Below are 26,937 nucleotides of genomic sequence, written 5' to 3' on the forward strand. Positions count from 1 at the left end.
CGAAGGGGTCGGACACCCACCCACCGGGGGCGGACCGGACCGTTCGTCAACCACCCAGTGCCGTACTGACGGTGTGGATGAGCAGGCCCGCCAGCGCGCCGACCACGGTGCCGTTGATCCGGATGAACTGCAGGTCGCGGCCGACGTTCGCCTCGATCTTGCGGGAGGCGTCGTCGGCGTCCCAGCCGGCCACCGTGTCGGAGATCAGCGAGGTGATCTCCTCCCGGTAGGTGGAGACCACGTACTCGGCGGCGTCCAGCAGCCAGCCGTCGGTCTTCGCCTGGAGTTTGCCGTCGGTGGCGAGGCGGCGGCCGAAGGAGCGGAGGGCCGTGGTGATCCGGCGGCGCAGCTCGCTGTCCTCGTCCTCGGCGGCGTTCATCACCAGGGTGCGGACCGCCGACCAGGAGGAGGCGATCAGGTCCTGCACCTCGGGGCGGGCCAGCAGGTCGGACTTGGCGCGTTCGACCCGGGCGATGGTCTCCGGGTCGTGCTGGAGTTCCTGAGCGAAGTCGGCGAGGAAGTTGTCGAGGGCGCCGCGCGCGGGGTGCTCCGAGTCGTCGCGGACGTCGGTGACGAAGCGCAGCAGTTCCTTGTAGACCCGCTCGCCGACCTGGTGGTCGATGAACTTGGGCGTCCAGCCGGGGGTTTTGGCGGTGACCCGGGAGACCACGTCGACGTGGTGCTCGACCAGCCAGTCGCGGGCCCGGACCGCGACCAGGTCGACCACGCCCTTGTGGCCGCCGTCCGCGACGATCTTGCCGAGCAGCCGGCCGGCGGGTTCGGCGACCGAGGTGGCGGCGGCCCGCCGGGTGATCGCCTCGGCGACCACGGCCTGCACGTCCTCGTCCCGCAGCACCGCGAGGACGCCGCGCAGCGCGGCGGCGGCCTCGTGGGTGACGCGTTCGGCGCTGCCGGGCGCGGACAGCCACTCGCCGAGCCGCCGGGCCACCCCGATCCGGCCGAGCCGGGCCCGGACCACCGACGGGGACAGGAAGTTGTCGCCGACGAAGTCGCCGAGCGAACGCCCGAACGCGTCCTTCTTGGTCGGGATGATCGCGGTGTGCGGGATCGGCAGGCCGAACGGGCGGCGGAACAGCGCGGTGACGGCGAACCAGTCGGCGAGCGCGCCGACCATGCCGGCCTCGGCGGCGGCCGCCACGTACCCGGCCCAGCTGCCCGCGCCGGCGGACCCCGCCCAGGTGGCGAGCGCGAAGACGACCGTGGCCAGGCCGAGCAGGCCGGTGGCGATGGTCTTCATCCGCCGTACGCCCTGCCGTTTGGCCTCGTCGGCGGCGGTGAAGCTGACTCCTGGGGGTGCCGTCTCGTCCACACTCACCCCGTCAGCCTGGCACACCGGGCGGGCGAAACGACCGCCGCCCCGCGAATCCGCCCGGTCAGCCGCCCCCGCCGAGAACGATCCGCCGGACGCCCTCCCAGCGGGCCGGGTCGGTGACCCGCCGGCCGTCCAGCAGCACCCGCACGCCCGGGAAGTCGACGGCGCCGAGGTCCCGGTACTCGGGGTGGTCGGCCTGCACGACCAGTGCGGCGACGGGCTTGCCCTCGTCGGGCGGCAGGCCGAGCGCGGCGAGTTCCTCCGGCGTGTACAGCGGGTCGCTGACGCCGACCCGGGCGCCGGCCGCCCGCAGCGCCGCGACCAGCGGGAACACCCCGGAGACGGCCGTCTCCTTGACGCCGCCCCGGTAGGACGCGCCGAGCACGGTGACGGCGACGCCGTCCAGCGGGCCGAGCGCGCCCGCCAGCAGTCCGACCGCGTACGCCGGGACCTGCTCGTTGGCCTCCCGGGCGGCGCGCACCACGGTCGCGTCCGGGTCGTTCCACAGGTACAGCCGCGGGTAGACCGGGATGCAGTGCCCGCCGACCGCGATGCCCGGGCGGTGCAGGTGGCTGTAGGGCTGCGAGTTGCAGGCGTCGATCACCTCGACCAGGTCGACGCCGACCCGGTCCGCGAGCCGGGCGAACTGGTTGACCAGCGCGATGTTGACGTCCCGGTAGGTGGTCTCGGCGAGCTTCGAGAACTCGGCGGCCTCCGCCCCGCTGAGCGCCCACACGCCGTTGCCGCGCGGCAGGTCGGGGCGCGGGTCGAAGTCCAGCACCGCCCGGTAGAACGCGACGCCGCGCCGGGTGGACTCCTCGTCGATGCCGCCGACCAGCTTGGGGTAGCGCCGCAGGTCGGCGAAGACCCGCCCGGTGCGGACCCGTTCGGGGCTGAACACCAGCGCGAAGTCCCGGCCGGCGGTCAGCCCGGAGCCGTCCTCCAGCCGCCGGGCGAACCGGCCCCGTACGGTGCCCACCGGCAGCGTGGTCTCGTAGCTGATCAGCGTGCCGGGCCGCAGCCCGGCGGCGACCGCGTCGGTGGCGGCGTCCAGCAGCGCGAAGTCGGGCCGGCCGTCGGCGTCGGTGAGCAGCGGGACGACGATCACCACGGCGTCGGCCGCGGCGGTGGCGGCGGCGGTGTCGGTGGTGGCGTGCAGGCGGCCGGCGGCGACGGTCTCGGCGAGCAGTTCGTCGAGGTGGGCCTCGCGGGGGAACGGCGGGCGCCCGGCGGTGACGGCGGCGACCACGGCGGGGGCGATGTCGGCGCCGGTGACCCGGTGTCCCTTGGTGGCGAACTGGACGGCCAGCGGCAGGCCGATCTTGCCCAGTCCGACCACGCAGACGTGCAGCGCCGTCACTCGGTCGCCTTCCGGTAGGACGTTTGGTGTCATCGGGCGGCCCGCAGCGTGTCGGGGCGGCCGCGCCAGGCCTTCCGGGCGCGGCGCAGCGCGCGGCGTGCGGGGGCGGGGACCATCCGTCGCCAGCCGGTGGGGCCGGGGGCGCGGCCGGTGTCGAACAGCGTGTCGGGCAGGCCGAGCCGCCGGTCGCGGTACATCGGGTAGCGGGCGTACAGCCGGCCGCCGCGGCGTTCGACGGGGGCGGGGCCGTGCTGCCGTTCCCAGTCGATGAGTTCGCACAGGGTGGCGAGTTCGCCGCGGCGGGCGAGCGCGAGGCGCAGCCGGGCGGGTACCGGTACGGCGGCGAACACGGCGGGTGGGCAGTGCCGGTCGAGCAGCCGGCCGATCTCGCCGAGGATGCGCCGCTGCATGGCGGGCGGTTCGGCGAGGAACTGCTCCTGCAGCACCTGCGGGACGTCCCAGCTGAAGTAGCGTTCCCGGACGGCGTCGCGGGCGGGGCCGGGGCGGGTGCCCCGCTCCAGCACCTCCTGGACGGCGCCCATGGCGCGCAGCCGGTCGATCGGCCCGGCGCGGTGGGTGACGTTGGAGCGGTCCTGCCGCAGCACCAGGTGGTAGTAGTCGTAGTCGGCGAGCACGGACACCTTGCGGGCGTTGAGCAGCGCGCCGAGGGTGAACGGCTGGTCGGAGCAGACCGGCAGGTCCTCGCGGCGGCGCAGGCCGTGGCTGAGCACCAGGGCGCGGCGGAACATCTTGGTGTCGGCGAGTGCCCAGGCGAGCGCCGAGTCGGTGAAGCCGACGTGTTCGGCGGTGCGCTCGAAGATGCCCTGCGGGACGATCCGGCCGTTCTCGCCGACGAGTTTGGGGATCAGTACGTCGGACTGCCAGCGGTCGGCGGTGTCGACCATCCGCTCCAGTGCCTCGGGGCCGAGCCAGTCGTCGGCGCCGAGGTACATCAGGTAGCGGCCGCGGGCCAGGTCGGTGCCGCGGTTGGTGGGTTTGGCGGGGCCGCCGGACGCGGGCTGCCGTACGGTGCGCAGCAGTCCGGGGTGGGCGTCGGCGAACCGGGCGAGTTCCTCGGTGCTGCCGTCGCTCGACCCGTCGTCGACGGCGACCACTTCCATCCGGTCCGCGCCGATGGTCTGTTCGGCCAGCGAGTTCAGGCAGTCGGTGAGGTACGGCATGGTGTCGTGGACGGCGATCACCACACTGACGTCCGGTTCGGGCTCGGTCACGAGATACCAACTCCCGGGCCGACCGTTCGGTCACCTCCCCCACCCGAACGAGTGAGTGGGTCAGACGGCGGGTTCGGTGGCGGCGCCGGCGTAGATCCGGGCGATCACGTCCTCGATGGCGGGTTCGCGCAGCGACAGGTCGACCAGCGGGTAGCGCTCGGCGACGGCGGCGACCAGCGGGGCGGCGCTCTGCCGGGCCGGGAACGCCAGCCACTGCCGCGGGCCCTCGACCTTGACGGTGCGCACCCCGGGCAGTTCGATCGGCGGGTGCGCGGTGGCCAGGTCGACCACCAGGGTGCGTTCGCTCTCGCCGGCCGCGTGCAGTTGCTCCAGCGGGCCGTCCAGTACCAGCCGGCCATGGTCGATCACCATCACCCGGCCGCACAGCTGCTCGATGTCGGTGAGGTCGTGGGTGGTGAGCAGCACGGTGGTGCGCTGTTCGCGGTTGGTCTCGCGGAGGAACTCGCGGACCTTGGTCTTGCTGATCACGTCGAGTCCGATGGTCGGCTCGTCGAGGTACAGCACGTTCGGGTCGTGCAGCAGGGCGGCGGCGAGGTCGCCGCGCATCCGCTGGCCGAGCGAGAGCTGCCGTACCGGGGTATCCAACAGGCCGCCCAGGTCTAGCAGTTCGACGCACCGGTCGAGGTTGGTCCGGTAGCGGGCGTCGGGGATCCGGTAGATCCGGCGGGCCAGTTCGTAGCTGTCGCGCAGCGGCAGGTCCCACCACAGGGTGGTGCGCTGGCCGAACACCACGCCGATCCGCCGGGCCAGCGCGGCCCGCCTGGCCGCCGGGTCCACTCCCGCCACCCGCAGCCGCCCGCCGGTTGGCACCAGGATCCCGGTGAGCATCTTCACCGTCGTCGACTTGCCGGCCCCGTTCGGCCCGATGTAGCCGACGCACTCCCCCTCCTCGACCTGGAAGGTGAGCCCGTCCACGGCCCGCACCTCGCGCTTCTCGCGCCGCAGGCGGCCGTTCCTGGTGCGGACGGTGAATGTCCGCCGGACGTCCTCGACCTCGATCACCGCCACGGTCCGTCTCCCTCTCTCAGCTTCCGGTGGAACGGTAGGCACGCAGCCCGGCCCGCCAGGCCAGCGCCGCCGCCAGCACGCACAGCGCCGCCGCGACGGGCGAGGCGAACTGGAACGCGACGGGCAGCCCGAGCGGGTCGGGCCGGCTCAGGATGTGCAGCGCGGGCAGCCAGTTGACGAACGCCAGCGGCACCCCGAAGACGGTGCCCGCGACGACCTCCTTGGCGAACATCGTGGGCGGGTACCGGAGCAGCGTGCCGCCGCCGTAGGTGACGGAGTTCTGCAGCTCGGCAGCGTCGCCCCACCAGAACTGCACGCAGGAGCAGCCGACGAAGACCGCGCAGAAGATCACCGTCCCGCACAGCAGCAGACCGGGCACCATCAGCACCCGGTCCCAGGTCCACCGCACGTCCAGCGCGGTGAGCGACCAGCCGAGCACCGCGAACGCCTGCGCCAGGCGGCCCAGCCGCCGCAACGAGAAACGCTCGGCGGCGAGTTGGGACAGCGCGGGGGCGGGCCGGATCAGCATGGTGTCCAGCGCCCCGGAGCGCACCCGCTCGCCCAGCCCGCTCACCGAGCCGACCAGGAAGTTGGCCGCGCCGAGCGCCACCGAACTCGTCCCGTACAGGAACCCGGTCTCCGCGAGCGTCCAGCCGGCCAGCTGGCGGGCCTGCCGGAACATCAGGATCAGCACCGCGAAGTCCAGGAAGGTGATCAGCATGTTCGCGGCCAGGCCCAGCACGAACGACGCCCGGTACGTCAGCATGGACCGGCCCCACATCGCGGCGATCAGCCACCACGACCGCACCGCCCAGCCCGCCCGGGCGGCGAACGACTCGCTCTCAACCACCCTGCACCACCACCTTGCGCACCGCGATCGCCTGCACCATCCGGCCCATCCCCAACAGGGCCGCCGCCCAGGCCAGTTGGAAGGCGTACAGGGCCAACAGGCCGTGTCCGGTGCGTCGTTGCAGCAGCACGTCGGCGGGCAGCTGCACCATCGCCGAGAACGGCAGCACCCGCGCCAGCTCCCCCAGCACGCCCGGGAACAGGGCCAGCGGCAGCAGCAAACCGGAGAAGAACATCGACAGCACCATCACCGCCGCCCGCACCCCGTCCGTGTCGTGCAGCCAGAACCCCGTCAGCGACACCAGGAACCGCAGCCCGAAACTCACCACCACCGCCAGCGCCACCGCCAGCAGGAACTCAACCCACACCAACGGCCTTGAGGGCAGCGCCAGTTCGAACAGCAGCGCCCCCAGCGCGAGCGGCAGCGCACCCCGGGTGATCAGCTGGAACCCCGCCCGCCCGAGGTCCGTCGCCAGCCACCACCCCTGGAAGTCCACCGGCCGGTACAGGTCGATCGCGATGTCCCCGCTCCGGAACCGCGCCTGCACGTCGTCCTGGAACCCGCCGCCCCACACCGCGACGGCCGCCAACAGCGCCTGGCCGATCCACACATACGTCACCGCCTGCCGCGCGTCGTACCCGCCCAGCCCCGGCCGCACCTGCCACAACGCGAGCATCGTCGACGCCAGAATCCACCCGAAGACGGAATTGGTCACCACCCCGGCCACCGTCGCGGCCCGGTACGTCGAGTACCGCCGGAACGCGCCGCGGGCGACGGCTAAGTAGACCCCGGCCATGTCGGCTGTCTCCTTGGGTGCTGGAAAACAGGGGCGCGTGGGGGTACCTCCCGGCCCGCTAGGGCTTGGGGATAACTGCGCGAAGGGGAACGTACCAAACCGCAAGGTCGCGACGCCGGGCAATTACTTGCACGTGCTCGCGACCTTGCGGACCGATAGTCCCAAGCTGTTACAGGTACAGCCCCGTCGACCCTTCAAGGTCCCCGAAGCGTCCCGCCGCCACCGCGTGCAGGTCGCGTTCCCGGAGCAGGATGTAGGTCGCGCCGCGCACCTCCACCTCCAGCTTGTCCTCCGGGTCGTAGAGCACCCGGTCGCCGGGCTCCACCGAGCGGACGCTCTGGCCGACGGCCACGGCTTCGGCCCAGGTGCAGCGGCGCGAAAGCTCCGCGGTGGCGGGGATCAGGATGCCGCCGGTGGAGCGGCGTTCGCCCTCGCCGGTCTCGGTCCTGACGAGGACCCGGTCGTGCAGCATCCGAATCGGAAGCTTCTCCCCGAGCCGGTCGTGTCTGCTCTGCGTGTCGTTCTCACTCACTCCCCGACCGTACCGGACAGCGAAAACGGCGGGGCCCCGGGCGTCCGAACCCGGGTCCCCGCCGTCCGCAGGAGCTGTCAGCCCTTGCGGCGCCGCTTCGCGGAGGCGATGAGCAGCACCACGCCGACGCCGACCAGCGCGACGGGCACGATCCGCTCGGGTCGCGGCCGCCCGTCCTCGTCGACGAACCTGGACTTGACCTGCTCGACGGCGCCGCTCGCGGCGACGTACGCCTTGCCGGCCCGCTGCTCGACCGTGGCGCGCAGCTTGGCCTTGGTCTGGGCGGCGACGGTGGCCGGGTGCACGCGCATGGCGAGCTCGTCGAGGGTCGCGGCGAGCCTGTCCCTGGTCCCGGCGATGTCCGCCTCGATCTGGGCCGTCGTGCGCGGTGCCGACGTGTCCTTGCTGCTCGCTGCCACTGGGGCCACCCCATCTCTGTTACCGCTAGGTACGTCTCTGCACCGACAGTCTGTCAGCTCGCCGTCGCGCTCGCGCAGCGCCACCCACCAACGGAGGTAGGTTGGCGGGGAGCACCACCCTGTCCTGGACCGGAGGAGAGAAGCACCATCGTGAGCGAGCGCCTGCAGGCGGGCGACACCGCCCCCGCCTTCACCCTGCCCGACGCCGACGGCAACGAGGTGTCGCTGGCCGACCACCTCGGCCGCAAGGTGATCGTCTACTTCTACCCGGCGGCGCTGACCCCGGGCTGCACCAAGCAGGCCTGCGACTTCACGGACAACCTGGAGGTCTTCGCGGGCGCGGGTTACGACGTGATCGGCATTTCGCCGGACAAGCCGGAGAAGCTCGGCAAGTTCCGCGAGACGGAGCACCTGAAGGTGACGCTGCTGTCGGACCCGGAGCACAAGGTGCTCGAGGCGTACGGCGCGTACGGCGAGAAGATGAACTACGGCCGCACCTACCAGGGTGTGATCCGCTCCACGGTGATCGTGGACGAGCAGGGCAAGGTCGAGCGGGCGCTCTACAACGTCCGGGCCACCGGCCATGTCGCGAAGCTGCTGAAGGACCTGAAGGTCGGGCAGTAACCGAGAACGCGGCAGCGGTGGCGGCCGACCCCCCGACCGGGTCGACCGCCACCGCCGTTCATGGGTTCGGGATCAGCAGGCCCCGAGGTCCGTCCAGACGCCCCAGGCGCCGCTCAGCGACGGGTCCTCGCCCGCGGTCCACCACTTGTTCTGGTAGTAGTGGCCCTGCCACGACACCTTGGTGACGGCGGCGTAGGTGGTCCCGGCGCTCCAGCTCGGCGCGGCCGAGCAGCTGCCGGCGGACGCCGACGGCGACGCGGACTGCGAAGCCGAGGCGGACGCGGACGCCGACGGCGAGGCCGACTGCGAGGGCGAGGCGGAGGCCGACGCAGAGGCGCTGGCCGAGGTGCTCGGCGACGGCGAGCCGGTGCCCGCGGTGGCGCCGCGGGTGTAGTCGCCGGTGATGCCGTACAGGGTGCCGCCGACGTTGACGGTCCAGTTGGCGGGGGTGGAGACCGGCAGGTAGTAGACGAACGCGACGTCCACCGAGGCGCCGGGCGCCAGCGACTGCCAGGTCGGCAGCTTCAGCGAGACCCGGTTGTAGGTGCCCTTCAGACCGCCGATGTTGTTGCCGGTGTGGTCGGCCCGGATGACCTTGGAGCCGAAGCCGGACTGGTCGGCGGCGTTGCTGGGCGCGGAGTTCGAGTAGTCGAACTGGAACTCGGTGCCGCCGGGCAGGGTGACGGTCGAGTTGTTGACGATGTGGATCTTCGGGTTGATCGGGTAGTTGTTGTCGCCCAGCGCGAAGTTGGTGAACGACACGTCGATCGGCAGGGTCTGCTGCGGCAGCGCGACGGTGGAGCGGGTCGCGCCGTACGCCGAGGCCGCCTTGAACTTGTCGTACAGCAGCGAGGTCATGGTGTTGCCCTGGACGTACTCGCCCTTGCCGCCGTTGGCGGTGGCGTCCCACTTGTAGTCGCCGGCGAGCTCCCAGATCATCGCGCCACCGACGCCCTGGTTGACCAGGTAGTCGGCCTTGGCACCGATGGACTGGTCGTCCTCGGTGGACAGGAAGACCTTCTTGTCGGCGTTCCACAGCCACGGGGCGACCAGCGAGGCACTGTAGTTGCGGGTGTAGCTGCCGTTCAGCGCGGTGTCCTTGACGCCATACTTGGAGAGGTAGTCCGGCAGGATGCCGTTCTCCAGGTTCTTGGCGTGCCACATCGGGTTGGAGCCGGCCGGCGACTCCTTGCCGTTGTCGTCCAGGTCGTGCCAGATGTTGTCGATGCCGACGGCGCCGTCACCACAGGTGGTCAGGCCGGAGCCGGCCGGACAGTTGGTGGTGGAGGCGGTGCCCCACAGGCCGTTGGTGCCGCCCTGCACGTTCTGGAAGCCGCGGGTGTAGTACGGCACGCCGAGGTTGATCCGGCCGGCCGGCATCGCGCCGCGGAAGTAGTGGTAGGCCCAGTCACCGTTCAGGTAGCCGATCCCGCCGTACTGCGAGGTGCCGTACACGTTGGCGGCCGCGAGCTCGCCGTCCTTGCCGTCGTCGTACAGCGCGGCGTTCGGGCCGACGTACTTGTTCCAGGCGCCGTGCAGGTCGTACGACATGATGTTGACGTAGTCCAGGTACTGGGTGACCTGGAAGGTCTCCATGCCGCGCAGCAGGTAGCCCGAGGACGGGGCGGCGACCGACAGCAGGTAGTACTTGCCGTCGGCGGCGGAGGCCCGGTCGAGCTTCTCGCGCATGGTCTTCATCAGCGCCGCGTAGCCCTTCATCAGGGACGCGCGCTTGGCGTTGGAGATGGAGTAGTCGAGCGGGTTGCCCGCGTCCTTCATCGAGGTCGGGTACTCGTAGTCGAGGTCGACGCCGTTGAAGCCGTACTTCTTGATGAAGTTGACGGCGGAGTCCGCGAAGGTGTTGATGCCGGCCTGGTTGACCGACCCGTCCGCGTTGACGGTCATCGAGTAGAAGCCGCCGGAGTTGACCCGCTTGCCCGAGTCGTCGAAGTAGCCGCCGGTCTCGGCCCAACCGCCCACCGAGACCATGGTCTTGACGTTCGGGAACTGCTTCTTGTACTTGCTGAGCAGGTTGAAGTGCCCCTTGTAGGGCAGCGACGGGTCCATCTCCGCGCCGGCCACGCCCGGGAAGGTCATCCCGGTGGAGGCGTTGTCCGCGTTGTCGGTGCCCACCGAGATGGTGTTGTCACCGGCGACGTGCGCGAACGCGTAGTTGAGGTGGGTGACCTTGTCCCAGGGGATGTTGTTCACCAGGTAGGCGGGCGTGCCGTCCTTGCCGGTGCGCCAGCCGGTGAAGTAGCCGATGACGCGGCGCTGGTGGTCGGCGCCCATCTGCTCGCGGCCGCTGGTGTCGTAGACGTTGCAGTAGGGGACGTCGACGCCGGGCGTGGTGTACATGCCGTCGGGGCGGCACGCCTGGTTGTCGACGGCGGCGGCGGACGGCGCGACGCCGAGCGTGCCCATCAGCAGGCCCGCGAGTCCCGCCGCCGCGGTGGCGGCGAACGCCACCTTGCGGCCGCTCTTCTGACGGCCGGCAGCGGTGGGACGCTGCGCCGTGGTGTGTCGGATCAACACTCGGTCCTCCGGGAGAGAGTGTCGCGTGCATGCCTGTGGGAGGGCATGCACATGTGGGGGAAGTTCCGCCGAACTTAAAAGGTCTGGACCATCCACGTCAACAGGTCTGTACCAACTTGGCAAGAAAGCCCGAACCGTCCGCACTCGGACGATCCGGCCTTCTCCAGGGCGAGTTGACGCCACTTCATACTCGCGGCCATCGCGTTGACCAGCGTCCCGGACGGGTCGTCGCCCTCCGGCGAGCAGGCGAATATGCCACCCAGGCCCTTGCTGGTGGCGTACGCGCCGCGCGCCGCGATGGCCCGCGAGGCATCGCCGGCCCACAGGCTGGTGCCGTCGTAGATCCACGCGCTCCGGGTGGTCGGCACGTGTCGCTCCGATATTCACGCCCGGCGGGGGGACCGGACGCCGCCCGAAAGGGTGGTGCACGTCGAGGTGACGGACAAGTAGCATGACGGGGAAGTCGCTGCCTGCGGTCTTGGCGGAATTGGCAGACGCCCGGGTTTTAGGTGCCCGTGAGAGAAATCTCGTGAGGGTTCGAGTCCCTCAGGCCGCACCCATGGCGAAGGGCCCGCCCGGAACGTTCCGGGTGGGCCCTTCGCGCGTCAACGCGGCGTCTCAGCCGAGCAGTTCGGCCACCACCGGGGCGAGCGAGCGGAACGCCTGACCGCGGTGGCTGATCGCGTTCTTCTCCTCGGCGCTCAGCTCGGCGCAGGTCCGGCTCTCGCCGAGCGGCTGCAGGATCGGGTCGTAACCGAAGCCGCCGCTGCCGGCCGGCTCGGTGCGCAGCGTGCCGTGCAGCCGGCCCTCGACGACCCGCTCGGTGCCGTCGGGCAGCGCGAGCGCGGCGGCGCAGGCGAAGGACGCGGCGCGGTGCTCGGCCGCGATGTCGCCGAGCTGGGCGAGCAGCAGGTCCAGGTTGGCCTTGTCGTCGCCGTGCCGGCCGGCCCAGCGGGCGGAGAAGATGCCGGGCGCCCCGCCGAGCACGTCCACGCACAGCCCGGAGTCGTCGGCGACCGCGGGGAGTCCGGTGGCGCGGGCCAGCGCGTGCGCCTTCAGCAGGGCGTTCTCGGCGAAGGTCACGCCGGTCTCCGGCACGTCCGGCACCTCGGGGAAGGCGTCCGCGCCGACCAGTTCGACATCCAGCCCGGCCGCGCCGAGGATGTCGCGCAGCTCGGCGACCTTGTGCTGGTTACGGGTGGCGAGAACGAGGCGCGTGGTCATGCCCGCAAGCCTAACCACCCGCTGATCTCAGCCCGTGCACACCTTGCTGATCCGCCCCGCGGCGTCCCCGAGCGGGCCGAGGTCGGGTGTCTCGTTGGCGTCGATGGCCTTCTGCACCTTGTCGACCTGGGTCTGCAGGTCGCCGACGGCCTTGGCCAGGTCGGCGTCGCTGGAGTTGCGGCCGATCTTGTCCAGGTCGCCCTTGATCTTCTGGACGGCCTTCCCGGCGGCGGCCGGGTCCTTGTCCGCGTTGTTGTACGCGGAGCCGAGCTGCGCCACGTCGGTGGAGAGCTGCACGGCCGTGTTGGCGCAGCTCACCGCCTTCTCCGCGGCGGAGCAGCTGACCGCACTCAGCGGCAGGATCAGCACCAGCGCGGCGACGGCCAGCGCGGCGGTGCGGTTGATGCTGAGTGGCTGCTGCATCGGCGAGTCCTCCAGGAGGGTGTGCGGGCTCACAGCGGAACGTTAAGGGTCTGCCCGCGTGCCTGTACAGCACACGCGGGCCTGCCCTTCGGTTCTGACGGCCGTTCGACCCACCGCGGTTCCGCGTGGAGCCGTTACAGCCCCAGCGCCTTGCGCTGGATCTCGTCCAGCTCGGCGCAGCCCAGGCTGCCCAGGTCGAGCAGCTGGTTGAGCAGGTCGCGGTCGAACGGGGCGCCCTCGGCGGTGCCCTGGACCTCGACGAAGCGCCCGTCGGAGGTGCAGACGATGTTCATGTCGGTCTCGGCCCGGACGTCCTCCTCGTAGCGGAGGTCGAGCATCGGGACGCCGTCGATGATGCCGACGCTGACCGCGCTGACGCCGCCGGTGATCGGCTGGCCCTTGGCGCGCAGCAGCTTCTTCTCGCGGGCCCAGGAGACCGCGTCGACCAGCGCCACGTACGCGCCGGTGATCGCGGCGGTGCGGGTGCCGCCGTCGGCCTGGAGGACGTCGCAGTCCAGCACGAAGGTGTTCTCGGCGAGCGCCCGGTGGTCGACCACGGCGCGCAGCGAGCGGCCGATCAGCCGGCTGATCTCGTGGGTGCGGCCGCCGATCTTGCCGCGCACCGACTCGCGGTCGCCGCGGGTGTTGGTGGCGCGCGGCAGCATGGCGTACTCGGCGGTGACCCAGCCTTCGCCGCTGCCCTTGCGCCAGCGCGGGACGCCCTCGGTGACGCTGGCGGTGCACAGCACCTTGGTGTCGCCGTAGGAGACCAGGACGGATCCTTCGGCGTGCTTGCTCCAGCCCCGTTCGATGGTGATGGGGCGGAGCTGGTCGGGGGTGCGGCCGTCGATGCGTGACATGCGAACGAGCGTATCCCGTCCGGCTCCCCGCCCGTCCCCGTCCCGTCCTGCCCCATCCCGCCCCCGGACGTGCGACGGCCCGCCACCGGCAGTGCGGGGGCGGGCCGACGGGGCCTCGGCTCACATCATGTCTTCGATCTCGGCCGCGATCGGGTCGGCATCGGTGCCGATGACGACCTGGATGGCGGTGCCCATCTTCACCACGCCGTGGGCGCCGGCCGCCTTGAGGGCCGCCTCGTCGACCTTGGAGGCGTCGTGGACCTCGGTGCGCAGCCGGGTGATGCAGCCTTCGACCTCGTCGATGTTCTCGATTCCGCCGAGACCGGCGACGATCTTCTCAGCCTTGCTGGCCATGGTCTTTCTCCCTCTGTCTCGGCGCATCGGCGGTCGGTCGCCGGGTGCCGTACTGCGTGTGCGGTGGTACCGGCCGGAAGTGACTCGGGATCAGTCTGCCGCGCCTTCCGACGGCGCGACCAGCATCACCCGATTCCGGACGATATGCCATGTTGGTCCACGTTCGGACCAGCTCCGCGCGCGGTCCGCTCGGGGGTCGCCCGAAGATGACGATCACCGGGCCCATGGCCCGGCGGACCGCCTCCGACCTCATAAATGGTCTACACCAATTATAGGTGTACTCGGACAACGCCGGACGGTCCGCCGGTGTTCCTGGCCCTCCCACGGACGGACCGGGCAGCGAAGCACGGAGGGCCGACGATTGAGTTCAACAGGCGCCGCCGCTCATCAGAGCACCTGGTGGCACACCTTCTACGGCGGCCTGCAGAAGATGGGCCGCAGCCTCCAGCTGCCGGTCGCCGTGCTGCCCGCCGCCGGCATCCTCACCCGCCTCGGCCAGGACGACATCTTCGGCAAGAACGGCCTCGGCTGGGACCGGGTCGCCACGGCCATCGCCGCCGCCGGCGGCGCGCTCCTCGACCCGGCCCTCGGCCTGCCGCTGCTGTTCTGCATCGGCGTGGCGATCGGCATGGCCAAGAAGGCGGACGGCTCGACCGCGCTCGCCGCGGTGGCGGGGTTCCTGGTCTACTACGCCGTCCTGCGGGCCTTCCCGAAGGCCTGCCCGGCTCCCTCGGTGCTGGAGCAGACGGTCTGCGTCGACTTCGAAGCCAAAACAGCGGTGAAGGTGGACTTCCAGAACCCCGGCGTGCTCGGCGGCATCCTGATGGGCCTGTTCTCGGCCAAGCTGTGGGTGCGCTACCACCGGGTCAAGCTGGTCGACTGGCTGGGCTTCTTCAACGGCCGCCGCCTGGTCCCGATGATCACCGCCCTGGTCGGCCTGCTGTTCGGCTCGCTGATGGTGTGGATCTGGCAGCCGATCGGCACCGGGCTGGAGGACTTCTCCAAGTGGCTGTCCGACCTGGGCTCCGGCGGCTCCGGCATCTTCGGCGTCGCCAACCGCGCCCTGCTGCTGGTCGGCATGCACCAGTTGCTGAACACCTTCGTCTGGTTCCAGTTCGGCACCTTCACCAACCCGCACACCGGCAAGACCGCCACCGGCGACATCGGCCGCTTCCTGGCGGGTGACCCGACGGCCGGCCAGTTCCTCTCCGGCTTCTTCCCGATCATGATGTTCGCGCTGCCCGCCGCCGCGATGGCCATCGCGGCCTCGGCGAAGCCGCACCGCCGCAAGGAGATCTACGGCCTGATGACCTCGGTCGCACTGACCTCCTTCGTCACCGGCGTCACCGAGCCCATCGAGTACTCCTTCGCCTACGTCGCCCCGCTGCTGTACGGCATCCACGCCCTGCTCACCGGCGCCTCGATGGCCATCACCTGGGCGCTCGGCGTCCATGACGGCTTCAGTTTCTCGGCCGGACTCATCGACTACGTGATCAACTGGAACCTGGCCACCAAACCCTGGCTGATCATCCCGATCGGCCTGTGCTTCGCGGCGGTCTACTACGTGGTCTTCCGGTTCGTCATCGTCAAATTCGACCTGAAAACGCCAGGACGCGAGGAGGAGGGCGAGATCGAGGACCCGACCAAGGCCTGACGAATTCGCCCTGCGCGCCCCCGGTGGGAGACAATTTCCGTCCGGGGGCGCCGTGTTGTCCGGCGGCCGAGGCGGCGGGCCGGGCAGGTTTCGATTCCGCAGCGCTTGACGGGGGCCGACCTTCGGAGGGTTCCGGAGCGTGTTCGGCGCGTGCTAGAAACTGGACCGGGCCACCAGTGGTCTAGACCAGGATCGCGCTGCCGTGAGGAACCGCCCGCTATGAGTACGACCGCACCGAACTCGCAGGCGGCACCGGGCGGACGGGCCCTGCGCTCCCGGGTCTTCCCCGCCCTCCAGAAGATCGGCCGCAGCCTCCAGCTCCCGATCGCCGTCCTGCCCGCCGCCGGCATCCTGCTCCGACTCGGTCAGGACGACGTGTTCGGCCCCAAGGGCCTCGGCTGGACCAAGGTCGCCGAAGTCTTCGCCGCCTCCGGCCACGCCGTCTTCGACTGGATGCCGCTGCTGTTCTGCGTCGGCATCGCGATCGGCTACGCCAAGAAGTCCGACGGCTCCACCGCACTCGCCGCCCTGGTCGGCTTCCTGACCTACCACCAGGTGCTCACCGCCTTCCCCAAGACCGCCTACCAGGTGCTCCCCGGCAAGGACATCGAGGCCACCTACCAGGACCCCGGGGTACTCGGCGGAGTCGTCGTCGGCCTGCTCTCCGCCCTGCTCTGGCAACGCCTGCACCGCACCCGGCTGGTCGACTGGCTCGGCTTCTTCAACGGCCGCCGACTGGTACCCATCGTGATGGCCTTCGTCGGCACCGGCCTCGGCGTCTTCTTCGGCCTCTGCTGGGGCCCGATCGGCTCCGCCGTCGACGAGTTCAGCAACTGGGTGATCGGCCTCGGCGCACTCGGCGCCGGCATCTTCGGCCTGATCAACCGGGCGCTCCTGCCGTTCGGCCTGCACCAGATCGCCAACACCTTCTTCTGGCAGCAGGCCGGCAACTACACCGTCGGCGACCGCACCTTCCACGGCGACCAGACCCGCTTCTTCCAACTCGACCCCAACGCGGGCCAGTTCATGTCCGGCTTCTTCCCCGTCATGATGTTCGGCCTGCCCGCCGCCGCCCTCGCCATCGCCCACTGCGCCCGCCCCGAACGCCGCCGAGCCGTCCTCGGCATGATGATCTCGCTCGCCCTCACCTCCTTCGCCACCGGCATCACCGAACCCATCGAATTCGCCTTCGTCTTCATCGCCCCCGCCCTCTACGTCGCCCACGCCCTCCTCACCGGCATCTCCATGGCCGCCACCTGGGCCCTCGGCGTCCACCACGGCTTCACCTTCTCCGCCGGCGTCATCGACTACGTCCTCAACTGGGGCTACGCCGCCAGACCTTGGCTCATCATCCCGATCGGACTGGTGATCGCGGTGATCTACTACACGGCCTTCCGCTTCGTCATCCTCCGCTTCGACCTGAAAACCCCTGGGCGCGAGGAAGAAGGCTTCGAGGAAACATAGGACCGCGCGCCCCGCAGAACGCGCCCCGCAGGGGCACGGGGAACTGCGCGAAGCGGAAGGAGCACGCCCGCAAGATCGCGCCCCCGACAGCCAGTTGCACGCGGAAGCGCCCCTCAGATCCACCCCAGCCTCGTAGCGTGCACCCCCGCCTGGAACCTCGACTGCGCCCCCAACGAAGCCGTCAGATCCGCGACCAGCCGTCGCACCGTCCGGTCCGAGATCTCCAGCTTCCGGCCGATCGCCTGATCCGTCAGCCCGGCGGCGAGCAGCCGCAGCACCTCCCGGTGCCGATCGTCCGGTGCCGCACGGCCCAGAAGCTCCGGCGGAACCCAACTCGCCGCCCAGAAGTGCTCGAAGAGCTCCCGCACCACCGAGACCACCGCCGGGTCCCGGACCACCACCGCCGCACTGCCGGGCGTCTCGCCGGGGGCGGGCAGGACGGCGAGGTGGGAGTCCACCACGATCAGCCAGAGCGGCAGACTGTGCGCGACCCGGATGCTCGCGCCGGCGGCGGTGAGCGCCTGGACGTGGGCGAGCACGGCCGCCTGGTGGAGCGCGGCAGCAGGGTAGATGGTGCGCAGCGCGACCCGGTGGGCGAGGGCGATCCGTTCGCGGGCGAGTTTCTCGGCGAGGCCGGTCTCGGACTGGTCCTGCCCGGGCCGCAGCGACAGCGCCTCGGTGCGGGCGGCGCGGGCGGCGTCCTCCAGCAGGGCGGCGATCCGGTCGGGGCCGCGGACGAGTTCGTGGGCGGCGGCGGTGCGCAGCGGCAGGTAGTGGCGGTGCAGGTGCTCGACCCGTTCGTGGGTGCGGCGGGCCTCGTCGAGCAGCGCGGCGAGCCGGTGGTCGGAGTCGGTGAGCAGGTCGCGCACGGCGGTGTCGATGGAGACGGCGGCCACGCCGTTCGCGGTGGCGGTGGTCGACCGGAGCAGCCCGAGCGCGTGCAGGTCGTCCAGCGCCTTGGCGAACTCCGCTTCCTCACAGTCGAGTTCGGCGCGCAGGGAGTCCAGCGGGCAGCCGGGGTCGGCGAGCAGTCGGGCGTACAGGGCGGTGCTGGTCTCCACCCTTCCGGAGCCTAGGGCCGCGACCGGTGGGCGGACGCCGCCATTTCAGTATCCGAGACGGATGCTCCGGTGGCGGCCATGGCCTGATCCGGCGGGCCCGTTGCTCTTCGCGGGGCGGGCCGGGCTGCCCAGGATGGCGGCATGGCGATCGACGAGTCTTCCGTGATCTGGTTCGACGGCGCGCTGGTGCCCTGGCAGCAGGCGCGCGTCCATGTGCTCACCCATGCGCTGCACTACGGCACCGGGGTGCTGGAGGGCACCCGGGTGTTCGACACCGCCACCGGCCCGGCGGTGTTCCGGCTGCCCGAGCACCTGGCCCGCCTGAGCCGCAGCGCCCGCATGCTGCGCATGGAACTCCCCTACTCCACCCGCGAATTGGAGGCCGCCACCATCTCACTCGTGGCGGCGAACGGCCACCGCGAGTGCTACCTGCGGCACTTGGCGTTCCTCGGCTACGGCTCGATGGGGCTGGACATGCGCCACTCCCCCACCAGCGTGTCGATCGCGTCCTGGGAGTGGCCGGCCTACCTGCCGGCTGGGCGCGGGCTGCGGCTGATGACCAGCAGTTGGCGGCGCACCGACCCCAACTCCGTCCCGCCGGCGGCGAAGGCGACCGGACCGTACCTGAACTCGGCGCTGGCCCGCCGGGAGGCGACCGACGCCGGGTTCGACGAGGCGCTGCTGCTGGCCCCGGACGGGACGGTCAGCGAGTGCAGTTCGGAGAACGTGTTCGTGGTGCGCGACGGTGTGCTGCGGACCACCCCGGCCAGTGCGGGGGCGCTGGAGGGGATCACCCAGGACACCGTGCTGACGCTGGCCCGCGATCTGGGGGCGGAGGTCCGGATCGAGCCGCTGCTGCGCTCGGACCTGTACGCGGCGAACGAGGTGTTCCTGTCCGGAACGGCCGCCGGAGTGGTCCCGGTCGGATCCCTGGACAACCGTGAACTACCCTCGCACGAGGGCGAGTTGACGAAGAAGCTGGCCCAGGCGTACCGGGCCGCGGTGCACGGGGAGGACGCCCGCTACCGGCACTGGCTGACGCCGGTTCACAGTTCGTAGACGGCTCCGGCGCGGGCCAGGTCGACCGGTCCGGGGTAGACGGCGGCGGCGTCTCGGCGGTTGCGTTCGGCGTCGGTCCACGGCGGGATGTGGGTGAGCACCAGGCGCCGGGCGCCGGCCCGGGCGGCGTGCTCGCCGGCCTGGCGGCCGTTGAGGTGGATGGAGTCGAAGGTCTCCTTGCCGTGCGTGTACGCCGCCTCGCACAGGAACAGGTCGGCGCCGCGGGCGAGTTCGACCAGTTCGGGGCAGACGCCGGTGTCGCCGGAGTAGACCACGCTGCGGCCGCCGTGCTCGATCCGGAAGCCGTAGGCCTCGGAGTCCAGGTGGTTGACGAGGGCCACGGTGACGGTGAGCGGGCCGAGTTCCAGGCGGGCTCCGTCGGTGAGGTCGCGGAAGTCGAAGACCTCGGTCATGCCGGGCTTCTCCGGCATGTCGTAGGCGCGGGCCAGGCGTGCCGCGGTGCCGGTCGGGCCGTAGACGGGCAGCAGGGCGGGGCAGCCCTCGACCCGGTAGTTGCGGGCCACCCAGTACGCGCACAGGTCGATGCAGTGGTCGGCGTGCAGGTGGCTGAGCAGCACCGCGTCGACGTCGTACAGGCCGGTGTACTTCTGCAGGTTGCCGAGGGCGCCGTTGCCGAGGTCGACGACCAGGCGGTAGCCGTCGGCCTCCACCAGGTAGCTGGAGCAGGGGGAGTCCACGGACGGGAAGCTCCCCGAGCACCCCACTACGGTCAGTTTCATGCCGAGCCCTTCCCGCCCCGTCGCGCCATCGTCCGCGGCCGTCCGCGCCGCCGGGGGCGGAGCGGGTTTCTTGAGTGTCGAGGGTAAGGGCCGGGCGGCACTTTGCCCCCTCTCCCGTGCCGCGCTGTGGGCGGAATCACCAGGACGGGGCGGGCCGTTTCAGCGCCGCCCGGGGCGGGTCCTGGCCCAGTTCCGGATGGTCTGCGGGTACCAGCGGGGGCGGCCGCCGGCGTCCAGCCGGTCGGGGTGCGGGAGCAGTCCGTGGCGCTTGTAGTGGCGGACGGTCTCGGCCTGCACGCCGATGTGGCGGGCGATCTCGACGTAGGACCAGAGCTTCCGGCCGGGCATGGATGCCCACCTCCACGGTGACGATGAACCAAGCAATGAGCCGTCAGCCTGTTGGGCAAGTGCGCCCGGCAGGTGCGCGACGGGCTGCGGTCGCGGTTCCGTGACAGAGCGGTCACCGGGAACGGACAAATACCGGGATGTCACAGCAGGCCGATGATCCGACCGTCCGACCATGAGAACCATCCGACCGCCGACGGCGCGGCCCCCAGCCGGGGCGCCGCGCCGTCGAGTTGGCGTTCCGTCAGGCCCAGAGCTGGCCCTGCAGCGCTTCGACCGCCGCCTCGGTGGTCTCGGCGGTGTAGATGCCGGTGGACAGGTACTTCCAGCCGCCGTCGGCGACCACGAAGACCACGTCCGCCCGCTCGCCGGCCCGGGCCGCCTTGCGGGCCACCCCGATCGCGGCGTGCAGGATCGCGCCGGTGGACACGCCCGCGAAGATGCCTTCCTGCTGGAGCAGTTCACGGGTCCGGGCGACCGCGTCGGCGGAGCCGACCGAGAAGCGGGTGGTGAGCACCTCGGCGTCGTACAGCTCGGGGACGAAGCCCTCGTCGAGGTTGCGCAGGCCGTACACCAGGTCGTCGTAACGCGGCTCGGCGGCGACGATCTGCACGCCGGGGACCTTCTCGCGCAGGTACCGGCCGACGCCCATCAGGGTGCCTGTGGTGCCGAGACCCGCCACGAAGTGGGTGACGGTGGGCAGGTCGGCGAGGATCTCCGGGCCGGTGCCGTAGTAGTGCGCGCCGGCGTTGTCCGGGTTGCCGTACTGGTAGAGCATCACCCAGTCGGGGTGCTCGGCGGCGATCTCCTTGGCGATCCGCACCGCGGTGTTGGAGCCGCCGGCGGCCGGCGAGGGGATGATCTCCGCGCCCCACATCCGCAGCAGCTCGCGGCGCTCCTCGCTGGTGTTCTCCGGCATCACGCAGACCATCCGGTAGCCCTTGAGCTTGGCCGCCATGGCGAGCGAGATACCCGTGTTGCCGCTGGTCGGCTCCAGGATGGTGCAGCCCGGCGTGAGCCGCCCGTCGGCCTCGGCACGCTCGATCATGTGCAGCGCCGGACGGTCCTTGATGGAGCCGGTGGGGTTGCGGTCCTCCAGCTTGGCCCACAGCGTGACCAGGCCGTCGTCATTTCCGGGCACGGCCGCGGACAGCCGCGGCAGCCGCACCAGGGGGGTGTTGCCGACGGCCTCGATCGGGCTGTCGTAACGCATTACTTCATACCGCCGGCCACCGCGGGGAGGATGGTGACGCTGTCGCCGTCGGCCAGCTTGGTGGCGACGCCGTCCAGGAAGCGGACGTCCTCGTCGTTCAGGTAGACGTTGACGAAGCGGCGCAGCTCGCCGCCGTCCAGCAGCCGGGCGGCGATGCCGGGGTGGCGGGCGTCGAGGTCGGTGAACAGCTCTCCGAGGTTGTCGCCGTTGCCGTCGACGGCCTTGGCGCCGTCGGTGTAGGTGCGGAGGATGGTCGGGATGCGGACCTCGATGGCCATGGCTGCGCTCCTGTGGAGTGGTTTCGGGTCGCCGGGCCGTCGCGGGCGCGGCAGGGGGAAGGACCCCGACGGCGGCCGGGGCGGAAAGGTCGAGAAAGCAGTCGGGAGGAGGCTTGCTGTCGGCTCTGCCGGTCAGCGCGCAGCGGTGCCGGGACAGATCGCGCTGGCCAGCCGGCACAGGTCGACGTGCAGGCGCGCCACGAGGCGGATGCCTGGGCCCTGATTGCTCACATCGACGGAACGCATGGACTCATCGTATAGATTCCCGCCCCCGCTTTGACATGCTTGTCTCACCATCCGGCCGCAAGCGTCCCGCCCCATGAGAAAACGGGCCCGCCGGCCGCGCGCCGCACGGCCTGGGCGGACCCGTCGGCGGGCCCGGGGCTCAGACCTGGTAGGCCTCGACCACCTCGACGTCTTCCTCCGTGATCACACCGTCCACGATGCGGAACGAGCGGAACTGGTAGGGGTCGTCCTCGCCGGTGCCCTCGGCGGTGGAGACCAGCACGTAGTGCGCGAACGGCTCGGAGGCGTAGCTCACGTCGGTGCGGGACGGGTAGGCCTCGGTGGCGGTGTGCGAGTGGTAGATCACCACCGGCTCCTCGTCCAGGTCGTCCATCTCGCGGTAGAGCTTCAGCAGGTCGCCGGAGTCGAACTCGTAGAAGGTGGGCGAGCGGGCCGCGTTGAGCATCGGGATGAACCGCTCGGGCCGGCCGGTGCCGGCCGGTCCGGCGATCACGCCGCACGCCTCGTCCGGGTGGTCGGCGCGGGCGTGGGCGACCATCCGGTCGCGCAGTTCTCGGGTGATGGTCAGCATGCGGCCAGGATAGCCAGGGCCTTTCCGGCCGATCCTGCCGGACGGAACCTGGGCCTCACTCGCCGCTTTCGGCGTGCAGGTGCCCGTGCGGATCGCCGTGCACGGCGGCCGGGTCGCGGCGGCCGATCACCCGGTAACCGACGATCAGCATCAGCGCCCAGAACGGGAAGACGTACAGCGAGATTCGGGCGGTCGAGTCGAGCGCGATCAGCACCAGCACCATCACCAGGAAGGCCAGCGCCAGCCAGCGGGTCCAACTGCCGCCGGGGGCGCGGAAGGTCGGCGCGGGCAGCCGGCCGGCCTTCCAGGCGGCGTGGTAGCGGAGCTGGCTGGCCAGGATGACCCCCCAGGTCCACAGGCCGCAGACGGTGGCGACCGAGGTGATGTACTCGAACGCCCGCTCCGGCACGAGGTAGTTGAGCACCACTCCGGCACCCATCAGCATGCAGGAGACGGTGATCGCGGCGGCGGGGGTGCGCCGGGCGGTGAGCCGGGTGAGCCGGCCGGGGGCCTGCCGGCGCAGCGCCAGGTCGCGCAGCATCCGGCCGGTGGAGTACATCCCGGAGTTGCAGGAGGACAGCGCCGCGGTGAGCACCACGAAGTTGATGATGCCGGCCGCGGCGGGGATGCCGACCTTGCCGAAGGCGGCGACGAACGGGCTGACGCCGGGCTCGAATTCGGACCACGGCACCAGCGACAGGATGATCAGCAGGGCGCCGACGTAGAACAGCGCGATCCGCACCGGCAGGGTGTTGATCGCCCGCGGCAGCGTCTTCTCGGGGTTCTCGCTCTCCCCGGCGGTGACGCCGACCAGCTCGACCCCCAGGTAGGCGAACATGACGATCTGAAGGGACATCACGGTGGCCCCGAAGCCCTTGGGGAAGAAGCCTCCGTCGTTCCACAGGTGGGCGATGGTGGCGGTCTCCCCGGCGGCGGAGAAGCCGAAGATCAGCACGCCGATGCCGATCAGGATCATCCCCACGATCGCGGTGACCTTGACCATCGAGAACCAGAACTCGATCTCGCCGAACAGCTTCACCGAGATCAGGTTGGCGCCGTACAGCAGCAGCAGGAAGACCAGCGCGGTGCCCCACTGCGGCACGCCCGGTTCCCAGAACCGCACGTAGACGGCGGCGGCGGTGGTCTCGGCCATGCCGGTGACCACCCAGAACAGCCAGTACGTCCAGCCGGTGACGAAGCCGGCGAACGGGCCGAGGAACTCGCGGGCGTACTCGGCGAAACTGCCCGACACCGGGCGGTAGGTGAGCAGTTCGCCGAGCGCCCGCATGATCACGAAGATCACCACGCCGGCCACCGCGTAGGCGAGCAGCAGGCTCGGCCCTGCCTTGGAGATGGCGGTGCCGGCCCCGAGGAACAGGCCGGTGCCGATCGCGCCGCCGATCGCGATCATCTGGATCTGCCGGCCGCCGAGCCCCCGCTCGTAGCCCTCGTCATCGGGGACCGGGTCGGTCGTCTCGTCGGTCGCCTCGGTCATCTGCCACCTCGCCTCCCCGGTTCGCGCCGACCGGTCGGCCGACACGCCCCGTCTTCCGGGTGAAACAGCAGTGAACCACGCGAAATGCGCCGCTACAGCGTGAATCCGATCATCCTCGAAATAATCGGACAATTCGAGCGAATGGGTGGGCCCCGATGGCTCAGCCGGCCATCGCCTCCAGCAGGCTCTCCTGCATCGCGCCCAGCCACAGGTAGGCGATCACCAGCGGCTTGCGCGAGTCGTTCTCCGGCAGGTCGTAGAGGCCGTCGTCGTCCTCCTCGGTGACCTCCAGCCGGGAACCCAGGGTCAGCCGCAGGTCGTTGAGCGCGCCCAGCCAGCGCGGGCAGTCCCCGGCGTCGACCACGACCACGCCACCCCCGCCGCCGAGCCCGTCCAGCGCCCGGACCACCGTGAGGGCGTCCTCCCGCTTACGGGCCCGCAGGTCCAGCTCGGTGTAGCGGCGGAACTCGGAGGCCATCTCGGCGTTCTGCGGGTCCTCGGGCGCGCCCGGGCCGCCGTACGCGTCGGGGAACAGCCGCAGCAGCGCCGGGTCCTCGGGCGCCTCGCTGGGGCCCTCGGCGAACAGCGCCGCCAGCGGGTCCTCGTGCTCGCCGCCGGGCGGCGGGCCGATCAGCTCCAGCATCTGCACTTCCAACGAGCGCAGGATGGAAGCCTCGAACTCGTCCAGCGGGATCGCCGCGCCGCCGCTCGCGGCGCTCTCGAACAAACCGGCCATGTGTTTCGGATCAGTCCCTCGTGGATCGGTGGGTGGCGGGCCGTCAGTCGTGCTGCAGGGTGGCCCACAGGCCGTAGCCGTGCATCGCCTGCACGTCGCGCTCCATCTCCTCGCGGGTGCCGCTGGAGACCACCGCCCGCCCCTTGGTGTGCACGTCCATCATCAGCTGACGCGCCTTGTCCTTCGGGTAGCCGAAGTAGCTCTGGAAGACGTACTGCACGTAGGTCATCAGGTTGACCGGGTCGTTGTGGACGATGGTCACCCAGGGAGTGTCCGGCTCCGTGACCGGAACCCCCTCCACTTCCGGGCGCTCGATCTCCACCGGCGCGACACTCACAGTCCGTCTCTCCTCGTCGACCTCGTTCTTCCCCCTCGGCCCATGCTTCCATCCGAGGGACTCCGGAGCGAATCAGGGTCGTCCGACACGTGACCCCGGGGGGAAATCGTCACTCTGACGCTAAGTGGTAGTAGCATCATTCCCATGGACGCCATCACCGCGCAGCGCAGCTCCGCGCTGCTCACCGACCGCTACGAGCTGACCATGCTGCAGGCCGCCCTGCGCAGCGGCGCCGCCCACCGCCGCTCGGTCTTCGAGGTGTTCACCCGCCGCCTGCCGAACGGCCGCCGCTACGGTGTGCTGGCCGGCACCGGCCGGGTGCTGGACGCCGTGGAGAACTTCCGGTTCACCACGCCCCAGCTCGACTGGCTCGCCGATCAGCGGGTGGTGGACGAGGACACGCTGCGTTACCTCGCCGACTACCGCTTCACGGGCGACATCCACGGCTACCCCGAGGGCGAGGTGTACTTCCCCGGCTCGCCGCTGCTGACCGTCGAGGGCAGCTTCGCCGAGGCGGTGATCCTGGAGACGGTGATCCTGTCGATCCTCAACTTCGACTCGGCGATCGCCGCCGCGGCCTCCCGGATGACCGCCGCCGCCGGGGACCGCCCGGTGATCGAGATGGGCGCCCGGCGGGCCCACGAGCAGGCCGCCGTCGCCGCCGCCCGGGCCGCCTACCTGGCCGGTTTCTCCGCCACCTCCGACCTGGAGGCCGGCTTCACGTACGGCATCCCCACCACCGGCACCGCCGCGCACGCCTTCACCCTGCTGCACGACAGCGAGAAGGACGCCTTCACCGCGCAGATCGAGTCGATGGGCCGCACCACCACCCTGCTGGTCGACACCTACGACCTCGCCGAGGCGGTCCGCACCGCCGTCGAGGTGGCCGGCCCCGGCCTCGGCGCCGTCCGGATCGACTCCGGCGACCTGACGCTGCTCGCCCACCGGGTCCGCCGCCAGCTCGACGACCTCGGCGCCACCGGCACGAAGATCATCGTCACCTCCGACCTCGACGAGTACGCCATCGCCGCGCTGGCCGCCGCCCCCGTGGACGGCTACGGCGTCGGCACCAGCCTGGTCACCGGCAGCGGCCACCCGACCTGCGCGATGGTCTACAAGCTGGTCGCCCGCGAATCCGCCCCCGGCGGCGAACTCGTCCCGGTCGCCAAGCGCTCGGCCGGCGGCAAGACCAGCATCGGCGGACGCAAGTGGGCCGCCCGCCGCCCCGACGCCGACGGCGTCGCCGAGACCGAGGTGGTCGGCACCGGCCCGGTGCCCGCCGACCTGGAGCCGCACCTGCTGCACGTCCCGCTGATCACCGCCGGCGAGGTGGTCGGCCGCGAACCGCTGGACGCCGCCCGCGAACGCCACCGCCGCGCCCGCGCCACGCTGCCGCTGTCCGCCACCCAGCTGTCCCGCGGCGAGCCGGTGATCGGCACCGAGCGGCACACCGGCTGAACCCTTCCGCCGCCGCCCGGCACTGCCTAGAGTGCCAACCGCCCCCGACACCACTGCGGCCGACAGCCCCGGGCTTCGGACCGCACCACCCAACGAGAGAAGACCAGCCATGCACCGGGCCCTGATCGTCGTCGACGTGCAGAACGACTTCTGCGAAGGCGGCAGCCTTCCCGTCGCCGGCGGGGCCGAGGTCGCGGCCGCGATCACCGACCTGATCGCCGACTCCGCACCCGGCTACGCCCACATCGTCGCCACCCGCGACCACCACATCGAACCCGGTGCGCACTTCGCCGCCGAACCCGACTACGTCCGCTCCTGGCCCGCGCACTGCGTGGCCGGCACCGAAGGCGTGGGATTCCACCCCAACTTCGCGCCCTCGGTGACCTCCGGGGCGGTCGAGGCGGTGTTCTCCAAGGGCGAGTACGCCGCCGCCTACAGCGGGTTCGAGGGCCTCGACGAGCACGGCGGCACGCTCGCCGACTGGCTGAACGAACGCGGCGTCACCGACGTCGACGTGGTCGGCATCGCCACCGACCACTGCGTCCGCGCCACCGCCCTGGACGCCGCCCGGGAGGGCTTCGCCACCCGCGTCCTGCTCGACCTGACGGCCGGCGTCGCACCCGCCACCGCCACCGCCGCGCTCGACGAACTGCGCGCCGCGGGCGTCGAACTCACCGGCACCCCGGTGGTTCACGGCTGACTGGTCGTC

Annotated in this window: 30 protein-coding genes and 1 tRNA gene; 7 read left to right on the top strand and 24 right to left on the bottom strand. The window is 71.2% G+C overall.

All coding sequences use genetic code 11. The features are described from left to right. Positions 1 to 46 precede the first annotated feature (46 nt). From ACGFWJ_RS09500 to ACGFWJ_RS09535, 8 genes are all read right to left on the bottom strand, one after another. The gene (locus tag ACGFWJ_RS09500; protein WP_392947242.1) at positions 47 to 1,330 is read right to left on the bottom strand and encodes a DUF445 domain-containing protein; all 1,284 of its coding nucleotides are present in this window, start codon (positions 1,328 to 1,330) and stop codon (positions 47 to 49) included. Between the two features lie 64 nt (positions 1,331 to 1,394). Next, entirely contained in the window at positions 1,395 to 2,684 is a 1,290-nt protein-coding gene (locus ACGFWJ_RS09505; protein WP_392947244.1) for a nucleotide sugar dehydrogenase, read from the bottom strand. Positions 2,685 to 2,722: 38 nt separating this feature from the next. Beyond that, a complete protein-coding gene (locus ACGFWJ_RS09510; RefSeq protein ID WP_392947021.1) occupies positions 2,723 to 3,925 on the bottom strand; it encodes a glycosyltransferase family 2 protein in 1,203 nt (400 codons plus the stop codon). 60 nt (positions 3,926 to 3,985) lie between these two features. Continuing rightward, entirely contained in the window at positions 3,986 to 4,954 is a 969-nt protein-coding gene (locus ACGFWJ_RS09515; RefSeq protein WP_392947024.1) for an ATP-binding cassette domain-containing protein, read from the bottom strand. Between the two features lie 16 nt (positions 4,955 to 4,970). Further along, entirely contained in the window at positions 4,971 to 5,804 is an 834-nt protein-coding gene (locus ACGFWJ_RS09520) for an ABC transporter permease (RefSeq protein WP_392947026.1), read from the bottom strand. Further along, positions 5,797 to 6,600: an ABC transporter permease gene (locus tag ACGFWJ_RS09525; RefSeq protein WP_392947029.1), complete on the bottom strand. Its 804-nt coding sequence runs from the start codon at positions 6,598 to 6,600 to the stop codon at positions 5,797 to 5,799. The genes ACGFWJ_RS09520 and ACGFWJ_RS09525 overlap by 8 nt, the downstream gene beginning before the upstream one ends. A gap of 169 nt (positions 6,601 to 6,769) precedes the next feature. Then, complete coding sequence (locus ACGFWJ_RS09530) at positions 6,770 to 7,072, bottom strand: co-chaperone GroES (protein WP_100588626.1); 303 nt, start codon at positions 7,070 to 7,072, stop codon at positions 6,770 to 6,772. 137 nt (positions 7,073 to 7,209) lie between these two features. After that, complete coding sequence (locus tag ACGFWJ_RS09535; protein ID WP_387647419.1) at positions 7,210 to 7,551, bottom strand: DUF3618 domain-containing protein; 342 nt, start codon at positions 7,549 to 7,551, stop codon at positions 7,210 to 7,212. A gap of 150 nt (positions 7,552 to 7,701) precedes the next feature. Between ACGFWJ_RS09535 and bcp the strand changes: the two genes are divergently transcribed. Next, complete coding sequence (gene bcp, locus ACGFWJ_RS09540) at positions 7,702 to 8,175, top strand: thioredoxin-dependent thiol peroxidase (RefSeq protein WP_387647421.1); 474 nt, start codon at positions 7,702 to 7,704, stop codon at positions 8,173 to 8,175. A 72-nt stretch (positions 8,176 to 8,247) separates the two neighbouring features. On the opposite strand, the gene ACGFWJ_RS09545 is transcribed toward bcp, so the two are convergent. Together ACGFWJ_RS09545 and ACGFWJ_RS09550 are read right to left on the bottom strand one after the other, a co-directional pair. Further along, positions 8,248 to 10,599 carry a chitinase C-terminal domain-containing protein gene (locus ACGFWJ_RS09545; protein ID WP_392947247.1) on the bottom strand — a complete coding sequence of 784 codons (2,352 nt, stop codon included), beginning with the start codon at positions 10,597 to 10,599 and terminating at the stop codon, positions 8,248 to 8,250. 185 nt (positions 10,600 to 10,784) lie between these two features. Continuing rightward, on the bottom strand, positions 10,785 to 11,078 hold the full coding sequence (locus ACGFWJ_RS09550; protein WP_392947033.1) for a hypothetical protein: 294 nt from the start codon (positions 11,076 to 11,078) through the stop codon (positions 10,785 to 10,787). A 104-nt stretch (positions 11,079 to 11,182) separates the two neighbouring features. Here ACGFWJ_RS09550 and ACGFWJ_RS09555 point away from each other — a divergent pair. Continuing rightward, positions 11,183 to 11,266: transfer RNA gene (locus ACGFWJ_RS09555), tRNA-Leu, on the top strand. Between the two features lie 62 nt (positions 11,267 to 11,328). Here the strand turns inward: ACGFWJ_RS09555 and rdgB are convergent. The 4 genes from rdgB to ACGFWJ_RS09575 all read right to left on the bottom strand — a co-directional run bounded on the left by rdgB (position 11,329) and on the right by ACGFWJ_RS09575 (position 13,571). Next, positions 11,329 to 11,934 (bottom strand): RdgB/HAM1 family non-canonical purine NTP pyrophosphatase, encoded by a 606-nt coding sequence (rdgB, locus tag ACGFWJ_RS09560; protein WP_387647428.1) that lies wholly within the window; start codon positions 11,932 to 11,934, stop codon positions 11,329 to 11,331. Positions 11,935 to 11,961: 27 nt separating this feature from the next. After that, positions 11,962 to 12,390 carry a hypothetical protein gene (locus ACGFWJ_RS09565; RefSeq protein WP_392947036.1) on the bottom strand — a complete coding sequence of 143 codons (429 nt, stop codon included), beginning with the start codon at positions 12,388 to 12,390 and terminating at the stop codon, positions 11,962 to 11,964. Positions 12,391 to 12,491: 101 nt separating this feature from the next. Continuing rightward, on the bottom strand, positions 12,492 to 13,217 hold the full coding sequence (gene rph / locus ACGFWJ_RS09570) for a ribonuclease PH (RefSeq protein ID WP_392947039.1): 726 nt from the start codon (positions 13,215 to 13,217) through the stop codon (positions 12,492 to 12,494). Positions 13,218 to 13,337: 120 nt separating this feature from the next. After that, positions 13,338 to 13,571, bottom strand: coding sequence for a glucose PTS transporter subunit EIIB (locus tag ACGFWJ_RS09575; protein WP_014135942.1), 234 nt, complete (start codon positions 13,569 to 13,571; stop codon positions 13,338 to 13,340). A gap of 361 nt (positions 13,572 to 13,932) precedes the next feature. On the opposite strand from ACGFWJ_RS09575, the gene ACGFWJ_RS09580 reads away from it, so the two are divergent. Continuing rightward, a complete protein-coding gene (locus ACGFWJ_RS09580; protein WP_392947043.1) occupies positions 13,933 to 15,225 on the top strand; it encodes a PTS transporter subunit EIIC in 1,293 nt (430 codons plus the stop codon). A 219-nt stretch (positions 15,226 to 15,444) separates the two neighbouring features. Next, complete coding sequence (locus ACGFWJ_RS09585) at positions 15,445 to 16,689, top strand: PTS transporter subunit EIIC (protein ID WP_392947046.1); 1,245 nt, start codon at positions 15,445 to 15,447, stop codon at positions 16,687 to 16,689. 113 nt (positions 16,690 to 16,802) lie between these two features. Here the strand turns inward: ACGFWJ_RS09585 and ACGFWJ_RS09590 are convergent, their stop codons facing one another. Beyond that, complete coding sequence (locus ACGFWJ_RS09590; protein ID WP_392947048.1) at positions 16,803 to 17,750, bottom strand: LuxR C-terminal-related transcriptional regulator; 948 nt, start codon at positions 17,748 to 17,750, stop codon at positions 16,803 to 16,805. A gap of 141 nt (positions 17,751 to 17,891) precedes the next feature. Between ACGFWJ_RS09590 and ACGFWJ_RS09595 the strand changes: the two genes are divergently transcribed. Beyond that, positions 17,892 to 18,809, top strand: a complete 918-nt coding sequence (locus ACGFWJ_RS09595; protein ID WP_392947050.1) for a branched-chain amino acid transaminase — start codon at positions 17,892 to 17,894, stop codon at positions 18,807 to 18,809. Here ACGFWJ_RS09595 and ACGFWJ_RS09600 read toward each other — a convergent pair. From ACGFWJ_RS09600 to clpS, 9 genes are all read right to left on the bottom strand, one after another. Continuing rightward, a complete protein-coding gene (locus ACGFWJ_RS09600; protein WP_387647444.1) occupies positions 18,797 to 19,549 on the bottom strand; it encodes an MBL fold metallo-hydrolase in 753 nt (250 codons plus the stop codon). The genes ACGFWJ_RS09595 and ACGFWJ_RS09600 overlap by 13 nt on opposite strands. 159 nt (positions 19,550 to 19,708) lie before the next feature. Beyond that, the gene (locus tag ACGFWJ_RS09605) at positions 19,709 to 19,897 is read right to left on the bottom strand and encodes a MerR family DNA-binding transcriptional regulator (protein ID WP_387647446.1); all 189 of its coding nucleotides are present in this window, start codon (positions 19,895 to 19,897) and stop codon (positions 19,709 to 19,711) included. Between the two features lie 241 nt (positions 19,898 to 20,138). Further along, a complete protein-coding gene (locus ACGFWJ_RS09610; protein ID WP_392947054.1) occupies positions 20,139 to 21,107 on the bottom strand; it encodes a PLP-dependent cysteine synthase family protein in 969 nt (322 codons plus the stop codon). Beyond that, positions 21,107 to 21,385, bottom strand: coding sequence for a MoaD/ThiS family protein (locus ACGFWJ_RS09615; RefSeq protein ID WP_387647451.1), 279 nt, complete (start codon positions 21,383 to 21,385; stop codon positions 21,107 to 21,109). The genes ACGFWJ_RS09610 and ACGFWJ_RS09615 overlap by 1 nt, the downstream gene beginning before the upstream one ends. Positions 21,386 to 21,517: 132 nt before the next feature. Then, positions 21,518 to 21,631, bottom strand: coding sequence for a putative leader peptide (locus ACGFWJ_RS09620; protein WP_387647453.1), 114 nt, complete (start codon positions 21,629 to 21,631; stop codon positions 21,518 to 21,520). 139 nt (positions 21,632 to 21,770) lie between these two features. Beyond that, on the bottom strand, positions 21,771 to 22,202 hold the full coding sequence (locus tag ACGFWJ_RS09625; RefSeq protein WP_387647455.1) for a Mov34/MPN/PAD-1 family protein: 432 nt from the start codon (positions 22,200 to 22,202) through the stop codon (positions 21,771 to 21,773). A 55-nt stretch (positions 22,203 to 22,257) separates the two neighbouring features. Next, on the bottom strand, positions 22,258 to 23,697 hold the full coding sequence (locus ACGFWJ_RS09630; RefSeq protein WP_387647456.1) for an amino acid permease: 1,440 nt from the start codon (positions 23,695 to 23,697) through the stop codon (positions 22,258 to 22,260). A 160-nt stretch (positions 23,698 to 23,857) separates the two neighbouring features. Then, positions 23,858 to 24,433 carry a DUF2017 domain-containing protein gene (locus ACGFWJ_RS09635; protein ID WP_392947060.1) on the bottom strand — a complete coding sequence of 192 codons (576 nt, stop codon included), beginning with the start codon at positions 24,431 to 24,433 and terminating at the stop codon, positions 23,858 to 23,860. A gap of 43 nt (positions 24,434 to 24,476) precedes the next feature. Next, the gene (gene clpS / locus ACGFWJ_RS09640) at positions 24,477 to 24,770 is read right to left on the bottom strand and encodes an ATP-dependent Clp protease adapter ClpS (protein ID WP_043914156.1); all 294 of its coding nucleotides are present in this window, start codon (positions 24,768 to 24,770) and stop codon (positions 24,477 to 24,479) included. A 144-nt stretch (positions 24,771 to 24,914) separates the two neighbouring features. On the opposite strand from clpS, the gene ACGFWJ_RS09645 reads away from it, so the two are divergent. Further along, complete coding sequence (locus tag ACGFWJ_RS09645; protein ID WP_392947063.1) at positions 24,915 to 26,228, top strand: nicotinate phosphoribosyltransferase; 1,314 nt, start codon at positions 24,915 to 24,917, stop codon at positions 26,226 to 26,228. 109 nt (positions 26,229 to 26,337) lie between these two features. Beyond that, positions 26,338 to 26,928, top strand: coding sequence for an isochorismatase family protein (locus tag ACGFWJ_RS09650; protein ID WP_392947066.1), 591 nt, complete (start codon positions 26,338 to 26,340; stop codon positions 26,926 to 26,928). The last annotated feature ends 9 nt before the right edge of the window (positions 26,929 to 26,937 follow it).

Source organism: Kitasatospora sp. NPDC048407, from assembly GCF_043200475.1.
Lineage (GTDB): Bacteria > Actinomycetota > Actinomycetes > Streptomycetales > Streptomycetaceae > Kitasatospora.

What these genes read in the sequence shown, in the direction of transcription:
- ACGFWJ_RS09650 (WP_392947066.1), top strand. Translation starts at nt 26,338, where the DNA reads ATGCACCGGGCCCTGATCGTCGTCGACGTGCAGAACGACTTCTGCGAA.
- ACGFWJ_RS09600 (WP_387647444.1), bottom strand. Translation starts at nt 19,549, where the DNA reads ATGAAACTGACCGTAGTGGGGTGCTCGGGGAGCTTCCCGTCCGTGGAC.
- ACGFWJ_RS09595 (WP_392947050.1), top strand. Translation starts at nt 17,892, where the DNA reads ATGGCGATCGACGAGTCTTCCGTGATCTGGTTCGACGGCGCGCTGGTG.
- ACGFWJ_RS09530 (WP_100588626.1), bottom strand. Translation starts at nt 7,072, where the DNA reads ATGCTGCACGACCGGGTCCTCGTCAGGACCGAGACCGGCGAGGGCGAA.
- ACGFWJ_RS09635 (WP_392947060.1), bottom strand. Translation starts at nt 24,433, where the DNA reads ATGGCCGGTTTGTTCGAGAGCGCCGCGAGCGGCGGCGCGGCGATCCCG.
- ACGFWJ_RS09630 (WP_387647456.1), bottom strand. Translation starts at nt 23,697, where the DNA reads ATGACCGAGGCGACCGACGAGACGACCGACCCGGTCCCCGATGACGAG.
- ACGFWJ_RS09605 (WP_387647446.1), bottom strand. Translation starts at nt 19,897, where the DNA reads ATGCCCGGCCGGAAGCTCTGGTCCTACGTCGAGATCGCCCGCCACATC.
- ACGFWJ_RS09525 (WP_392947029.1), bottom strand. Translation starts at nt 6,600, where the DNA reads ATGGCCGGGGTCTACTTAGCCGTCGCCCGCGGCGCGTTCCGGCGGTAC.
- ACGFWJ_RS09625 (WP_387647455.1), bottom strand. Translation starts at nt 22,202, where the DNA reads ATGCTGACCATCACCCGAGAACTGCGCGACCGGATGGTCGCCCACGCC.
- ACGFWJ_RS09585 (WP_392947046.1), top strand. Translation starts at nt 15,445, where the DNA reads ATGAGTACGACCGCACCGAACTCGCAGGCGGCACCGGGCGGACGGGCC.
- ACGFWJ_RS09615 (WP_387647451.1), bottom strand. Translation starts at nt 21,385, where the DNA reads ATGGCCATCGAGGTCCGCATCCCGACCATCCTCCGCACCTACACCGAC.
- ACGFWJ_RS09575 (WP_014135942.1), bottom strand. Translation starts at nt 13,571, where the DNA reads ATGGCCAGCAAGGCTGAGAAGATCGTCGCCGGTCTCGGCGGAATCGAG.
- ACGFWJ_RS09645 (WP_392947063.1), top strand. Translation starts at nt 24,915, where the DNA reads ATGGACGCCATCACCGCGCAGCGCAGCTCCGCGCTGCTCACCGACCGC.
- ACGFWJ_RS09620 (WP_387647453.1), bottom strand. Translation starts at nt 21,631, where the DNA reads ATGCGTTCCGTCGATGTGAGCAATCAGGGCCCAGGCATCCGCCTCGTG.
- rdgB (WP_387647428.1), bottom strand. Translation starts at nt 11,934, where the DNA reads ATGACCACGCGCCTCGTTCTCGCCACCCGTAACCAGCACAAGGTCGCC.
- ACGFWJ_RS09610 (WP_392947054.1), bottom strand. Translation starts at nt 21,107, where the DNA reads ATGCGTTACGACAGCCCGATCGAGGCCGTCGGCAACACCCCCCTGGTG.
- rph (WP_392947039.1), bottom strand. Translation starts at nt 13,217, where the DNA reads ATGTCACGCATCGACGGCCGCACCCCCGACCAGCTCCGCCCCATCACC.
- ACGFWJ_RS09545 (WP_392947247.1), bottom strand. Translation starts at nt 10,599, where the DNA reads ATGGGCACGCTCGGCGTCGCGCCGTCCGCCGCCGCCGTCGACAACCAG.